The organism is Pseudomonas sp. Os17, assembly GCF_001547895.1.
Classification (GTDB): Bacteria; Pseudomonadota; Gammaproteobacteria; order Pseudomonadales; family Pseudomonadaceae; genus Aquipseudomonas.
The window spans coordinates 5,302,262-5,315,694 of record NZ_AP014627.1 but is presented as its reverse complement, the minus strand read 5'-3'; the positions used below and the strand labels follow the sequence as shown (position 1 = coordinate 5,315,694).

General features: G+C 61.1%; 15 protein-coding genes. 12 read left to right on the top strand and 3 right to left on the bottom strand.

The genetic code is table 11. The features are described from left to right. Positions 1 to 270 precede the first annotated feature (270 nt). From POS17_RS23300 to POS17_RS23245, 12 genes are all read left to right on the top strand, one after another. Positions 271 to 462, top strand: a complete 192-nt coding sequence (locus POS17_RS23300; RefSeq protein WP_060840717.1) for a Flp family type IVb pilin — start codon at positions 271 to 273, stop codon at positions 460 to 462. Positions 463 to 1,088: 626 nt separating this feature from the next. After that, positions 1,089 to 1,280, top strand: a complete 192-nt coding sequence (locus POS17_RS23295; RefSeq protein ID WP_016967360.1) for a Flp family type IVb pilin — start codon at positions 1,089 to 1,091, stop codon at positions 1,278 to 1,280. Between the two features lie 29 nt (positions 1,281 to 1,309). Continuing rightward, complete coding sequence (locus POS17_RS23290) at positions 1,310 to 1,828, top strand: A24 family peptidase (RefSeq protein WP_060840716.1); 519 nt, start codon at positions 1,310 to 1,312, stop codon at positions 1,826 to 1,828. 14 nt (positions 1,829 to 1,842) lie between these two features. Further along, positions 1,843 to 3,165 carry an AAA family ATPase gene (locus POS17_RS23285; RefSeq protein ID WP_060840715.1) on the top strand — a complete coding sequence of 441 codons (1,323 nt, stop codon included), beginning with the start codon at positions 1,843 to 1,845 and terminating at the stop codon, positions 3,163 to 3,165. Positions 3,166 to 3,177: 12 nt separating this feature from the next. Then, complete coding sequence (gene cpaB / locus POS17_RS23280; RefSeq protein WP_060840714.1) at positions 3,178 to 3,984, top strand: Flp pilus assembly protein CpaB; 807 nt, start codon at positions 3,178 to 3,180, stop codon at positions 3,982 to 3,984. Between the two features lie 47 nt (positions 3,985 to 4,031). Continuing rightward, positions 4,032 to 5,363: a TadE/TadG family type IV pilus assembly protein gene (locus POS17_RS23275; protein WP_060840713.1), complete on the top strand. Its 1,332-nt coding sequence runs from the start codon at positions 4,032 to 4,034 to the stop codon at positions 5,361 to 5,363. 9 nt (positions 5,364 to 5,372) lie between these two features. Then, the gene (locus POS17_RS23270; protein ID WP_016967354.1) at positions 5,373 to 5,843 is read left to right on the top strand and encodes a TadE/TadG family type IV pilus assembly protein; all 471 of its coding nucleotides are present in this window, start codon (positions 5,373 to 5,375) and stop codon (positions 5,841 to 5,843) included. After that, positions 5,843 to 6,346 (top strand): TadE/TadG family type IV pilus assembly protein, encoded by a 504-nt coding sequence (locus POS17_RS23265; protein WP_060840712.1) that lies wholly within the window; start codon positions 5,843 to 5,845, stop codon positions 6,344 to 6,346. Before POS17_RS23270 ends, POS17_RS23265 begins: the two co-directional genes overlap by 1 nt. Further along, entirely contained in the window at positions 6,340 to 7,557 is a 1,218-nt protein-coding gene (locus tag POS17_RS23260) for an AAA family ATPase (RefSeq protein WP_060840711.1), read from the top strand. Before POS17_RS23265 ends, POS17_RS23260 begins: the two co-directional genes overlap by 7 nt. Positions 7,558 to 7,560: 3 nt before the next feature. Further along, entirely contained in the window at positions 7,561 to 9,000 is a 1,440-nt protein-coding gene (locus tag POS17_RS23255; RefSeq protein ID WP_060840710.1) for a CpaF family protein, read from the top strand. Further along, positions 8,997 to 9,983: a type II secretion system F family protein gene (locus POS17_RS23250; RefSeq protein WP_060840709.1), complete on the top strand. Its 987-nt coding sequence runs from the start codon at positions 8,997 to 8,999 to the stop codon at positions 9,981 to 9,983. The genes POS17_RS23255 and POS17_RS23250 overlap by 4 nt, the downstream gene beginning before the upstream one ends. 27 nt (positions 9,984 to 10,010) lie before the next feature. Further along, positions 10,011 to 10,973, top strand: coding sequence for a type II secretion system F family protein (locus POS17_RS23245; RefSeq protein ID WP_060840708.1), 963 nt, complete (start codon positions 10,011 to 10,013; stop codon positions 10,971 to 10,973). Between the two features lie 117 nt (positions 10,974 to 11,090). On the opposite strand, the gene POS17_RS23240 is transcribed toward POS17_RS23245, so the two are convergent. The 3 genes from POS17_RS23240 to POS17_RS23230 form a co-directional block, all read right to left on the bottom strand. Continuing rightward, entirely contained in the window at positions 11,091 to 11,348 is a 258-nt protein-coding gene (locus POS17_RS23240) for a DUF3613 domain-containing protein (RefSeq protein WP_060840707.1), read from the bottom strand. 2 nt (positions 11,349 to 11,350) lie between these two features. Next, complete coding sequence (locus tag POS17_RS23235; protein ID WP_060840706.1) at positions 11,351 to 12,076, bottom strand: tetratricopeptide repeat protein; 726 nt, start codon at positions 12,074 to 12,076, stop codon at positions 11,351 to 11,353. A 107-nt stretch (positions 12,077 to 12,183) separates the two neighbouring features. Then, a complete protein-coding gene (locus POS17_RS23230) occupies positions 12,184 to 13,425 on the bottom strand; it encodes a type II and III secretion system protein family protein (protein ID WP_060840705.1) in 1,242 nt (413 codons plus the stop codon). Positions 13,426 to 13,433: the final 8 nt, after the last annotated feature.

The window sequence follows — 13,433 nt, the reverse complement described above, 5'->3', positions numbered from 1 at the left end:
TGCATGTCGGGAATAGTGCTTCGTCACCACATGACGATGACGGAGACAAGTCTCCGTGTATTGAAGATCAGGTGTGTTCATAGTTGCTCCTTAGCCTTTCGATTCTGTGCCGGGTGTGTGCGTGGGAATATTTTTTCTAATTAATCACCGCAAAAAAGTCCTAGTTATCGACAATAAACTCCTAACCCTCACTGTTGCCCCTGACTAGCATTCCTTCAGGCGGTGGACCAACTAACCGCTTGAAGTACAGTCCTTAAATGAGGTGGCAAGATGAATCTGAAATCAATCAAAACCTCGGTTACGGCGTTCATCAGGGATGAAGATGGCTTGACCATAGTGGAATATGCAGTGGCTGGCGGGTTGATAACCCTTGGAGCCGTTGCTGCGTTTGTAACCCTGGGCGGCAACGTCAGTACCGCCATTACCAGTCTGGGATGCGCAGTACAGGGCAAGACCTGTTGATCCAAGTGGTTGCGCTGGGGGCTCAGTCCTGTACTGGAGCGGTTCATTGGCTCTGTGTCGCCAGCGTAGCTGGGCCAGACGCCGGGGAGCGATCTTCGTCAGGCTGAGGTCCAGCATGTAGTAGGGATCGGTATGCATATGCAGTGTGCCTGGTTCCTGGCTGTAATCCTGATCGATCCCGAGTAACCGTACGGCGCTGGGCAAGCGCTGTTCGAGTCAGACCCGGCCCGCAGTTTTTCTTCCCTGTCCAGCAGTATCGCTGCTGTGCCGCCTGTCCGAAGATCTAATCCTGATATACAAAAGCCAGCTTAGTTCGTTCTGCACCATGCGCCATTCGGTGACCGTGATGCCGAGCGCTGTTTTCGTTCGGCAGGGCCGTACCAGGATCGATTTTTCAACGACTGAGAATGCGTGGTCGTGTTGTTTGTGAATTGTTCCCTACTCAAACTTTTACTGGCTGATCAGGTCGTTGGCCCTGTGCTTAGTTGTTTTTGTTTTAGTTGCAATAAAGTCCTAGCGATCAGCAAAAAACTCCTAACCCCCTCAATCTCCTAATGACTAAGGTTTGCCCAGGTAGTGCGAAAAGTGCTGCTCTTGAAGTCAATCACTTGAGTGAGGCAAACAAAATGAAACTGCAATCGATCAAGACCTCGGTGCTGAAGTTCATCAAAGACGAAGACGGCCTGACCATCGTGGAATATGCGGTGGCGGGCGGGTTGATCACGCTGGGGGCTGTCGCCGCGTTCATCACCCTGGGCACCAACGTGAAAACAGCCATCACCAGCCTGGGCTGCGCCGTCCAAGGCAAGACCTGCTAGTAGCGCCAACTCCACAGAGGATTGCGGTCATGGACAAGGAGCCGTTTGTTGCTGTGGCGCTGCTGCTGGGGCTGTTGAGTGTGGCGGTGGTGGGCGATCTGCGCCGCCACCGCATTCCCAACGTGCTGATCTTGCTCGGAGTCTGCCTGGGGCTGGTTGGACAGGCTTACTCCGAAGGTTTAACCGGGTTGGGACACGGATTGCTAGGCCTGCTGATCGGTTTTGCGGTGTTTCTCCCGATGTATGTCTTTGGGGGGATGGCCGCCGGAGACGTCAAGCTGATGGCCATGGTCGGAACTTTTCTGACTCCGCAGGGGGCCTTGTGGGCTGCGTTCTTCAGCCTGATTGCCGGTGGCTTGTGTGGCGTATTGATCGTGCTGGTACGTGGCCAGGCCCAGCAGACCGTGGGGCGTTACTGGCTGATGCTCCGAGCCAGGGCTTACTTCGCGCCTGCAGCCGATGAAGTGGCAGGCAAGCCATTTCCTTACTCGATTGCAGTACTGCTCGGCACGTTGATCAGCATTTTCTGGTTGCCATTCAGTCACTAGTTCAGGAGAGCACCATGTACGCCATGAGTAATAGCCGTGTGTCCTCCTCTGAACGGGAAGCGGTGCAGCGGCTGGCCCCACAGCCATGCACGATTCTTGAAACCGGGCTGGCGGACAACTTTCTCGGCGATCTGGTGTGCAAACATCTTTACGACGCTGGTGTACTGGACATGTCGCGACTGGTGGAACGCCTGGCGCTGACCGGAGCCGTACTGGAAGAGGTGCTCACCTTCCTGCGCAAGGACCGCCGTGTCGAGATACTCGGCCAGGCGCCTGGCCAGACATTGCGCTACGGGCTGACGGAGCGTGGCCGTGCTGCCGCGCGTGATGCCCTGGCGCGCAGCGGCTACATCGGCGCCGCACCTTTTCCGGTGAGTGCCTATCGCTCCCTGATCAAGATCCAGACCATTCACCATGGCCGCATCAGCGCGCACGACATGCATCGCTCCTTTGGTGCGATGGTGCTCGCTCAGGACATGCTCGACCAACTGGGCGTCGCCTTGAACTCCGGGCGCGCCATCATGATTTACGGGCCGGCGGGCACCGGCAAGACTTATGTCAGCAGCCGACTGATCCGTCTGTTTTCCGAATCCATCTGGGTACCGCACGCCATTGCGATCAATGAGGCGGTGATCGAGATCTTCGATCCCCAGGTGCATCGGCGCCTGGATGACGATGAGCAGCAGAACAGTCTGTTGCTCAATGAAGGGATCGACCGCCGGCTGCTGCACTGCGAGCGCCCGCTGATCATCACGGGCGGCGAGTTGACCATGGAGCAACTGGACGTCCACTACGACCCCTTCACCCGCCTGTACCAGGCGCCCCTGCAGCTCAAGGCCAGCAACGGCTTGTTCATCATCGACGACATGGGGCGCCAGCGCATGGCCCCGGCGGAATTGTTGAACCGCTGGATTGTGCCGATGGAAGAGAAACGTGACTTCCTCAACCTTGGCGGTGGGCGGCACTGTGAATTGCCCTTCGACCTGATCCTGGTGTTTTCCACCAACATCAATCCCCTGGAGCTGGCGGACGAAGCGTTTCTGCGGCGCATCGGCTACAAGCTGCAGTTCGGTTATCTGAAACCCGAGGAATACCGGCGCATCTGGATCCAGGAGACCGAGCGGCTGGGCGTTCCTTACGATCCTCAGGTGCTTGGCTATGTGCTCAAGGAACTCTATGGCGCAGAAAACATGCCCTTGGTGCCTTGCCACCCCCGCGACCTGTTGAACATGGCACTCGACCGCCAGCGCTATCTGGGCGGCTCCGGTCCGCTGTCGACCCGGGAGCTGGAGTGGGCGTGGCGCAACTACTTCGTCCAGCTCGACTTTCTTGGATAAGGAGACACTCCCATGAGCTCTCGCACATTCACCCTCATTGCCTTGTCCCTGATCCTGGGGTTGGGCGCGGCATGGATGGCCAACAACTGGCTCAATGCACGGCTCAATGTCGGTCCCGACGACAACCAGCGCAACGTGGTGGTGGCCACTGTCGAGATCGCCTTCGGGCAGATGGTCGAGGCCCAGCAGGTGGGAGTGGTACGCATGCCCAAGGATGCGGTTCCGGACGATGCCTTTGACTCCACCGACAAGGTGGTGGGCAAGATCGCCACCTTCTCCATGCTGCGTGGCGACATCCTGCGCGCTGCGCGCCTGGCCGAGCACCTGGGGGGCAGCACCCTGGCCTCGCTGATCGAGCCGGACAAACGTGCCATATCGGTCCGGGTGGACGATGTGGTCGGCGTCGGCGGGTTCCTGCTCCCGGGCAATCGGGTCGATGTCCTGGCCACTCGCCAGACCGGCAACGATGGCAATGCCGAATCCAAGACCATTCTGGAGGACCTGCGGGTACTGGCCGTGGACCAGACAGCCAGTACCGACAAGACCCAGCCGGTGGTGGTGCGTGCAGTGACCCTGGAGATGACACCGCTTCAGGCGGAAGTGCTGGTCAAGGGCATGACGGCGGGCAAGCTGCAACTGGCCCTGCGCAATCCACTGGATAACAACAAGCGGCCTTTGCCTGTCGAGCCGGTAGCCATGGCTCAGGAAGCGCCGGCGCCCGTAGTGAGCAAGCCGCTCGTGCATCGGCACGCGAGCCCTGAGGCCGCGGGTATCACGGTAATTCGCGGTGTCGAGGTCAATGTCATCAAGGCTCTGTAGGCGGTTCGGGCTGGACTGGGGCAGAGCGAGAAGGGGAGGGCTTGAAGATGAAATCGTGTATCCGGCAGCCGCTCACCGCGTTTCCGTCCAGTCAGCGCGGGGCAATGATCATCCTGGTGGTGATCGCCATGGCCTCGCTCCTGTTGATGGGCGCCCTGGCACTGGACGGCAGCCATATGCTGCTGAACAAGACGCGGCTGCAAAATGCGGTGGACGCGGCGGCGCTGAGTGGCGCCAAGACCCTGAGCATGGTGCCGGGCGTGACCGGTGCCGCAAGTCTGACCCAGACAGCGGCGTTGGCCACCTTGACCCTCAATGCCAACGCATCCGGCAACCAGGAGCTGGCTAAGGCCATCGGCGGCAACGCCTCGGGGTTCGCCAAGGTCGAACTGGCCTCCAGCGTGTATGGACCTTTCTCTTTCCCCGGGCCGGCCAATGCCAGCTATGTCCGGGTCACGGTAACCAACTATCCCTTGAGCAGTTTTTTCTGGGGCGTGTTCCAGGCCTTGGGCAATGGCGGCAGCAAGTCGGTGGCGGCCGTGGCCACCGCGGGCCCGAGCCCGACCAGCCCGTGCGACCTGACGCCGTTGATGGTGTGCGGCGACCCCAGCAAGAACAACCCGGCCACCGGCATGTTCTGGGGGTTCAAGTTCGGTGATCTGCAGGTGCTGAAAACCGCGGCCAACAACAACTCGGCAATCGGCCCCGGGAATTTTCAACTGCTGGACTTCGGCTCCGGGGGCAATACGGTCAGGCAGGGCTTGGCGGGCGGGATCAATCAGTGCAACAGCGTGGGTTCCACCGTCCTGACCAAGCCGGGCAACACCGTGGGGCCATCCGCCCAGGGGCTCAACACCCGCTTCAACCAATACAGCGGCGGCCTCAGTGCGTCGGACTATCCACCGGACCTGGTGATTGCCGTCAACGCCAAGTCGCTGACCTACACCGGCTCTCCGGCGCAGATCCAGTACAACGGGCAAGCGGTCACTTCGAGCAACGGCAATCTGTCCACGCCCAGTGGCGCTTTGTATGGCTACAACAATTGGGTTCAGGCCTCGGCCGGCTGTGTCGCCGGCACCGGCGGCGGTTGCCAGAGCAACGGCGTGTTCGAGCGGCGGATCCTGAAGGTCGTGATTGGCAACTGTTCGGGCAAGAACGACGGCGCCTCGTCCATCCCGGTGCTCGGTTTCGGTTGCTACTTCGTGCTGCAGCCCGAGGCGCAACAGGGCAATTCGGCGCAGATCTTCGGTCAGTTCGTCAGTCAATGCGAAGGCGATAACGTGCCGGGCCCCAATCCCGCGAACACTTCCGGGCCGCAGATCATCCAGTTGTACAAGACCTACATCGACAACAACCAGACACCGAGTACCGACTCGTAGGAGGTCGTGATGGGACGCAGTGGATACAGACTACCGACTGCCCAGCGCGGCATGGCGATGGTGGAACTGGCGATTACCCTGCCGCTGCTGGCGTTGCTGATGCTGACCTTCGGTGAATTTGGGCGCATGTTGTTCCAGTACAACAGCCTGATGCAGGCCAGCCGTGACGCCGGGCGCTTTGCTGCCGCCCAGGCCTGGAACGCCACCCTTGGCACGGTCAGCCTGAGTTCTTCGCTGATCTCCCAGACCCAGAATGTTGCCGTTTACGGTGTCCCTGCCAATCCCAATGGCTACCCCCCCGTGGTTTCCGGCCTGACCACCGGCAATGTGCAGGTCAGCACGGTCGGGACCGACCATGTCCAGGTCAGCATCAGCTACACCTTCGTGCCGGTGATCGGCAGCGCGCTGCCTGCTCTGTACGGCAGCAGCGTGCCGCTGGGCCTGGCGTTGACCTCGACTATCGTGATGAGGGCCTTGTGATGAACGTCCGGCACATGCGTGGGGTGTATATCGTCGAATTTGCCATTGCCAGCCTGGTGCTGTTCACCCTGCTGTTCGGTGCCCTGGAAGTCGGCCGGCTGTACTTCACCGTCAACACCCTGAATGAAACGGTACGCCGCGGCGCGCGCCTGGCGGCGGTGTGCGACATCAAGGACCCGGTCATTCTGCGGCGGGCGATGTTCAACTCGGCGACCAATAGCGGAGCCAGCAGCCTGATCGCCAGCCTCACCAGTGCCAATCTGAACCTGGTCTACCTGGATGCAAACGGCGCGGTGGTCGCCAACCCCAACGACCTCACCAGCAGCAATGGATTTATCGCCATCCGCTACGTCCGGCTGGAGGTGTCGAATTTCAGTTTCAACTTGCTGATCCCCGGGTTTGGCGGGGCGTTCATTTTGCCGATGTTCAAGTCCACCGTGCCGCGCGAAAGCCTGGGTCGACAGCCTGATGCGACGGTCAACCCGGAGATCACACCATGCTAAGTACCCGAGCAGCCCCCGCCACCCCTGCGGCTGACAGATCCGGCATGCGCCTGCTGATCAGTGGGCGGGATGCGCCGGCCCTGAGTCATCTGAAAGCCCTGTGCTCGAAACTGCCCGGCCTGCAGGTCAGCACGCGCCTGGTGAGCAACGGTCATACCGATCCGTTGTACGGGTTGGAACAGATGCCGGACTTCCTGTTGTTGAGGGTCAGCCACCTGTGGCGCGAGGAACTGGCGGCGCTGTTGCTGCATCCGGTGAAGGAGCGTCCGCCTCTTCTGGTCTGTGGTCCGTTGGACGAGCGTGAAGGCATGCGACTGGCGATGCAGGCTGGAGCCCGTGACTTTCTGCCGGAGCCGGTCGCCGCCGAAGAGTTGCAGGCGGCCCTGGGCCGTATGGTGATGGAGGCCCATGCGGAGCAGGGGGCAGGGGGCAAGTTGATTGCGGTGATGAATGCCAAGGGCGGGTCGGGCGCTTCCATGCTGGCCTGCAATCTGGCTCATCAGCTCAGCGTGCGGGGGGGGCGAACCCTGCTGCTGGACCTGGACCTGCAGTTTGGCAGCGTGACCCACTGTTTCGATGTCATGCCGACACACAGTCATGTGGAGGTGCTGCAGCAGGTCGAGACCCTGGACGGCATTGCCTTGCGCGGCTATTGCAGCCATTTCAGCCCCACCCTGCATGTGCTGGGGGGGCGTACCGGGGAGCTGTTCCTGGCGCAGGACATCCGCATTGAACAGCTCGAAGGTTTGTTGCGCCTGGCGCGCAGCACCTATGACTGGGTGGTGGTGGATCTGCCGCGGCAGATCGACCATCTCACCGGCATCACCCTGGAGCATGCCGATCACGTCTTCATCGTGCTGCAGCAGAGCCTCAGCCACCTGAAGGACGGCACCCACCTGTTGCGCATTCTGCGCGACGACCTGGGGGTGCAGAACAACCGACTGCAGGTGGTGGTGAATCGCTACGACAAGTCCTCGGCCGTCAGCCTCAAGGACATTGCCGAGGCATTGCGCTGCACCGATCTGCACAAACTGCCCAACGACTATGCGGTGGTTGGCGAGAGCCAGAACACCGGCGTGCCACTGGAGCTGCACGCGCCGCGTGCCGGCATCACCACGGCCCTGCGCGAGTTGAGTCAGCGCCTGATCGGTATCCAGGCCGAGGAGCAGGGCCTGCTCAAACGTACTTTCAGCCGTCTGTTCGGAGGGTAAGCCATGCTCAGCGACTTTCGAAATCGCTTGCGTCAGCAATCCAGCAAGCCAGCCCCGGCAGATGGGCCAGCTGCAGCCATCAGCAGCGAGGACTGCGTCAGCGTGCTCATGGCCTGGGAAGCCAGCGTGCCCGATGTGCTCTACGAGACCCGGACCAAACTCAGTTCGATGGAGACCGAGTGGCGGGAGAAGATCTACCAGCAGTTGCTCAAGGTCATGGACCTGTCCCTGCTGGATACGCTGGAGCCGGCCGACGCCGGGCGGCAGATCCGCGAGCTCAGCCTGCGGTTGCTCGATGAACACTCGGCGCCGGTCAGTGCCAGCAGTCGCCAGTTGATCATCAAGCAGATCACCGATGAGGTGCTGGGGCTTGGGCCATTGGAGCCGCTGCTGGCCGACCATACGGTGTCCGACATCCTGGTCAACGGCCATGCCTCGGTATACGTGGAGCGCTTCGGCAAGTTGCAGAGGACCGATGTGCACTTTCGTGACGATCATCATCTGCTGAACATCATCGACCGCATCGTTTCCAGCCTGGGGCGGCGCATTGATGAGTCTTCGCCACTGGTGGACGCGCGCCTGAAGGACGGTTCGCGGGTCAACGCGATCATTCCGCCGCTGGCCATCGACGGGCCGAGCATGTCGATCCGCCGCTTTGCCGTGGACCTGCTCAATACCGAGAGCCTGGTGCAGATGGGCACCCTGACGCCGGCCATCGCCCTGATGCTCAAGGCCATCGTCCGTGGACGGCTCAATGTGCTGATTTCCGGCGGGACCGGCAGTGGCAAGACCACCATGCTCAATGTGCTGTCCAGCTTCATCCCGCATAACGAGCGGATCGTCACCATCGAGGACTCGGCCGAGCTGCAGTTGCAGCAGCCCCATGTGGTGCGCCTGGAGACCCGCCCTTCGAATATCGAAGGCCGTGGCGAGGTGAGCCAGCGGGAGCTGGTGCGCAACAGCCTGCGGATGCGCCCGGACCGCATCGTGATCGGTGAGGTGCGGGGTGCCGAGGCGCTGGACATGTTGACCGCGATGAACACCGGGCACGATGGGTCGCTGACCACCATTCACGCCAACACCGCGCGTGATGCCCTGGGGCGGATCGAGAACATGGTTTCGATGACGGGGGCGACCTTTCCGATCAAGGCCATGCGCCAGCAGATTGCCTCGGCCATTGGCGTGGTGATCCAGCTGGAGCGTCAGGAGGACGGTACGCGGCGCCTGGTCAGCGTGCAGGAGATCAACGGCATGGAGGGTGAAATCATCACCATGACCGAGATCTTCAGCTTTGTGCGCAGTGGCATTGGTGAGAAAGGTGAGGTTGTCGGCGAGTTCCGTCCCACCGGAATGGTGCCGGCGTTTCGCAACGTACTGGCCAAGCGTGGCATTGAATTGCCGTTGAGCCTGTTCCGGCCGGAATGGATGGAGGACCAGCCATGAGCCAGATCCCCAGCGAATTTATCCTGGCATTCCTCGGCATGGTGTTTACCGCCATGTTTCTTCTCAGCCAGGGCTTGGTCATACCGGTGTTCGGTGAGGCCAGCAAGGTGCGCAAGCGTATTCGCGGCCGGCTCAATCTGCTGGAGCGCGCGAGCAACCTGCCGAACATGCAGTCGATACTGCGGCAGAAATACTTACGTCGCCTGTCACCGCTGGAGGCTCGCCTGGAGCAACTGCCCGCAATGGAAAGCCTGGCTCAGATGATCGAGCAGTCCGGTCATGAGTACCGTGCCTATCGGGTGCTGTTGCTGGGGGTGGTGCTGGGGAGTGCCGTGGGTTTGCTGTTGTGGGTGCTTCTGCAAATCTGGTGGGTGGCGCTGCCGGCGGCGATGGCGGTGTTCTGGTTGCCGGTGCTGAAGATCTCCCGCGACCGCGGCAAGCGTTTTGCCGAATTCGAAGAGGGCTTGCCGGATGCGCTGGATGCCGTGTGCCGGGCACTGCGGGCCGGACACCCGTTCAATGAAACCCTGCAACTGGTCGCCGATGAGCACAAGGGCCCGGTCGCTCATGAGTTCGGCCTGACGTTTTCCGACATCAACTACGGCAACGACGTGCGCCGGGCGATGCTTGGCCTGCTGGAGCGCATGCCGAGCATGACGGTGATGATGCTGGTGACCACTGTGCTGATCCACCGTGAAACAGGGGGCAACCTGACGGAAGTGCTGGAGCGCCTGAGCAGCCTGATCCGTGGGCGCTTTCGCTTTCAGCGCAAGGTCCGGACGCTCTCGGCCGAGGGGCGCATGTCGGGCTGGATACTGGTTTCCATGCCCTTCGTACTGGCGGCGGCGATCGTTTTCTCGAGCCCGACTTATCTGCCCTTGCTGTTCCAGGAACCACTGGGCCAGAAGCTGGTCATCGGGGCGTTTGTCGCGATGCTGATCGGCATTTTCTGGATACGCAAAATCATTCGGATTCAGGTTTGAACACCGGCGTTCGCAGGGGGTGAGGTCATGGATTATCTATTGAGTCTGATCAATCGCGTGGTGGGCAACGAAGCGCTCGCGCGCCTGCTGTTCTCCGCGGCCATCGGCCTGAGCGTGGTGTTCGCGGCGGCGACCCTGGTGCTGCTGGTGATGGGGCTGCAAGACCCGGTGCAGCGTCGCCTGTTGCTGATCAAGCGTGGCCATGGCGCGGTGACTCGGGAGGCACCGAGCAACCTGCAGTTGATGCTTGAACAGGTCGGCCAGCGTTTTGTTGCGCAAGAGCAGGACCAGGTCTCAGCGACCCGGACCCTGCTGATACACGCGGGGTATCGCTCGCCTGCGGCGGTGCAGATGTACTGGGCCCTGCGCTTGCTGTCGCCGTTGCTCATGCTGGGCCTGGTGGTCCTGGTGTTGCCGCTGATTCCGAAGCTGTCGCTGCTCCTGGGGATCTTCCTGCTGATTCTGGCGGCCGGTATCGGCTGGCTGGCTCCGGCGATCTATGTCAGTGCGCGGCGGCAGGCGCGCACGACCCGCTTGCTGGTGGCCTTTCCGGATGCGCTTGATCTGATGGTGGTCTGTGTCGAGTCCGGCCTGGCCTTGCCCCAGGCCATCGAGCGGGTGTCCGAGGAAATGGCCGTCAGCCAACCGGACCTGGCTCTGGAGCTGGCGCTGGTCAACTCTGAAATCCGTGCCGGTATTCCCAGTACCGAAGCGCTCAAGCGTTTGGCGGATCGGACCGGGCTGGAGGACATTCGGGGCCTGGTGAGCCTGCTGGCGCAGAGCATCCGCTTTGGTACGAGCGTGGGGACGACCTTGCGGATTTATGCCGAGGAGTTTCGCGACCGGCGTACTCAGCTGGCGGAGGAAAAGGCCGCAAAAGTGGGGACCAAGTTGATCTTTCCATTGATTTTCTGCCTGTGGCCGAGCTTTTTCCTGGTGGCCATAGGTCCGGCAATCATTGGTGTATTCAAGGTCTTCGGGAAGTTATGAAAGACGTGAGCCGCGGCAGATGCCTGCCAGCCTGCTCCATCAGCGGATGGGGCAGGTGCAGGAGGGCGGGTCGAACGATGGCCGCCGGGCTTGAGGCGCGCCGCTGACAGCAACGGCTTATTTCCCCTTGCCCGAGTATTCCTTGTAGTACTCGGGGATCGCGTGTTTGTAGCTCTCCATCCAGCGCTGCAGGCTCAACTCCCGTTCACCGGGAGTCGCCGGCTGCGGCGTGCGCGACGCGACCTGATTGCGGTTTTGCAGTTGCAACCAGGTTTCGGTGACCTGCTGCTGTGGGGAGGACGGACCGGGTTCGATGGCCTGAGCCGCAAGGGGAAGCAGCAAGAGGCCCAGGCAACTGAGCATGTTGTGTTTCATCACTACCTCTGCGTTGTCGAGGGGATGGCGTCGGGTTGCGCCGGATCGCCGGCGGTCGCTACCCGATCATTGGGCGCCGTGGTCCTGAGTTTTTCTGCGCGGGCCTTGGCTTCGGTGACTTGCCCCGGACTCAGGCCGACACGGCTGACCACTTCCGAGGCTTGCTTCCAGTTCCCTTGATAGATCAGCAAGGTCACCAGATTGAGGGCCGCCAATTGATCCGACTGTTTGAGCTCCATGGCGGTGATGAACTCGAATCGGGCTTCTTTCAGGCGTCGTTGATTGAGGTAGACCACGCCCAGATCGTTGCGGATTTTCTCGTCGGTGGGAGAAAGCCGGGCTGCACGTTGCAGGTGCACCAGGGCCTGTTCGTTATCGCCGCGCCCCGCGGCCAGTTGTCCCAGGCCATGTTCGCCTTCCGCGGCCAGGCAACCGCCGAGCAGACTGCGGTATAGCGGGTCGGCTTCGCGTTGTCCCAGCAGGCGGTAGATCTTGGCCTTGCGCAGGCGCACTGCCGGAAGGTCGTCCGGCAGGCGTTGCAGGTTGGCCAGGCCAGCATGCAGTTTGCCGCCGTTGATCATTTCGTCTGCCAGGCTGAGTGACAATTCCTGGTCGGAGTTGATCTTGGCGCAGTTTTCCGGAGCGCTCAGCGACGACCAGGATGCGCCTCCAGGTGAGGCGCAGCCACCGAGTATCGCCAACCCTATCGCCACTATCATGGCTTTCATTTTCCGCTCCCGAAACGCGCTCGATGCTCGGGTCATGACCTCCAGGCGCGGCCTGTCGAGGCCCGGATTACTCAATTTCATCACCAGGGAGGAGCTTAGGTGCTGGTTCATTGCGATAGTCCACTGCGCCGATCAAAGTCGCCGTCTTCCAGGAAGTACATGCGGAACCAGTTCGGATCGTAATTGCGCATCTGCTCACCTGGTAGTGAAGGCAACTGAGCATTGGCGGCCAGTGGTTGCACCAGATGGGGGGTGACCACCATCAGCAGCTCCTTCTCTTCACGATTGATCGTGGAGTCGCGAAAGAACGCACCGATGATGGGAATGTTGCCCAGGCCCGGCAGCTTGCTCACGCTGGAGCTGTTGTTGGTGCTGATCAGGCCACTGATCACGAAGCTCTCGCCGTCAGCCAGGGAAATGCTGGTGTCGGTACGCCGGACAATCAGCGCCGGAACTCGGGTGCTGGAGATTACCACTCCGTTGTTGTAATCGAGTTCGCTGACTTCCGGCGCCACTTTCAGGGCGATGCGGTTGTTGCCGATGACGGTAGGGGTCAGGGTCAGGCGGATACCGAACTCCTTGTACTCGATGGAAATGTTGTCGCTGCCAGAGCTCGGCACCGGGATCGGCACCTCGCCACCGGCCAGGAAACTCGCACTCTGCCCGCTCAGGGCCACCAGGCTGGGACGCGCCAGGGTATAGGCGAAGCCGCTGCCTTCAAGTGCGTTGATAATCCCCAGCACATTGCCGCCGCCAAAGCCGATATTGAAGCTGCCATTATTCAGCGGGATACGGGGTGCCAGGTTGCCGACCTGCCCGGGCGTCACCGTGACGCCGGGAACGGAATTGGGCGAGCCAAACAGAAAGTTGCCGCTCTTGCCGAAGATCGAGGTACTGGCTTCCTTCAGCTTGGTACGGCTGACTTCGACAAAGCGGATGTCGGTCTGCACCTGGCTGGGCAGCAGGGGACTTTCAGAAGGGGGTAGTTGCGAGCCCACCAGCGATTGGGCTGCTTTGCCCTGGACGAAGACCATGCTTTGCCGTGGCGAACTGGAACAGGCGCTCCAGACCATCAGGCTGGTGGCGCCGGGCGCAATGCCAGTCAGCAGGTAGGAGTCATTGCCATTGAGGTGTACGTCGACGATTTTCGGATCACCCACCGCCAGCCGGGTGATGGCCACGGGAGAGCGTATGGCTGTCTGCATGCCCTCGCTGACTTCAAGCACTGCCGGTAGTGGTTCCAGCCCCGCACAATTGTTCGCTGCCGCCAGGGTCACTCCTGTAGGTAAAGCCGCGAAAATGAGTGTCCATGTCACTCGCCTGAGTACCTGCAAGCAATCACTGTTCATTTACTGCT

Bases quoted from the DNA above. Each gene is read 5' to 3' on its own strand.
- POS17_RS23300 (WP_060840717.1), top strand. From the start codon at position 271: ATGAATCTGAAATCAATCAAAACCTCGGTTACGGCGTTCATCAGGGAT.
- POS17_RS23295 (WP_016967360.1), top strand. From the start codon at position 1,089: ATGAAACTGCAATCGATCAAGACCTCGGTGCTGAAGTTCATCAAAGAC.
- POS17_RS23290 (WP_060840716.1), top strand. From the start codon at position 1,310: ATGGACAAGGAGCCGTTTGTTGCTGTGGCGCTGCTGCTGGGGCTGTTG.
- POS17_RS23285 (WP_060840715.1), top strand. From the start codon at position 1,843: ATGTACGCCATGAGTAATAGCCGTGTGTCCTCCTCTGAACGGGAAGCG.
- cpaB (WP_060840714.1), top strand. From the start codon at position 3,178: ATGAGCTCTCGCACATTCACCCTCATTGCCTTGTCCCTGATCCTGGGG.
- POS17_RS23275 (WP_060840713.1), top strand. From the start codon at position 4,032: ATGAAATCGTGTATCCGGCAGCCGCTCACCGCGTTTCCGTCCAGTCAG.
- POS17_RS23270 (WP_016967354.1), top strand. From the start codon at position 5,373: ATGGGACGCAGTGGATACAGACTACCGACTGCCCAGCGCGGCATGGCG.
- POS17_RS23265 (WP_060840712.1), top strand. From the start codon at position 5,843: ATGAACGTCCGGCACATGCGTGGGGTGTATATCGTCGAATTTGCCATT.
- POS17_RS23260 (WP_060840711.1), top strand. From the start codon at position 6,340: ATGCTAAGTACCCGAGCAGCCCCCGCCACCCCTGCGGCTGACAGATCC.
- POS17_RS23255 (WP_060840710.1), top strand. From the start codon at position 7,561: ATGCTCAGCGACTTTCGAAATCGCTTGCGTCAGCAATCCAGCAAGCCA.
- POS17_RS23250 (WP_060840709.1), top strand. From the start codon at position 8,997: ATGAGCCAGATCCCCAGCGAATTTATCCTGGCATTCCTCGGCATGGTG.
- POS17_RS23245 (WP_060840708.1), top strand. From the start codon at position 10,011: ATGGATTATCTATTGAGTCTGATCAATCGCGTGGTGGGCAACGAAGCG.
- POS17_RS23240 (WP_060840707.1), bottom strand. From the start codon at position 11,348: ATGAAACACAACATGCTCAGTTGCCTGGGCCTCTTGCTGCTTCCCCTT.
- POS17_RS23235 (WP_060840706.1), bottom strand. From the start codon at position 12,076: ATGAAAGCCATGATAGTGGCGATAGGGTTGGCGATACTCGGTGGCTGC.
- POS17_RS23230 (WP_060840705.1), bottom strand. From the start codon at position 13,425: ATGAACAGTGATTGCTTGCAGGTACTCAGGCGAGTGACATGGACACTC.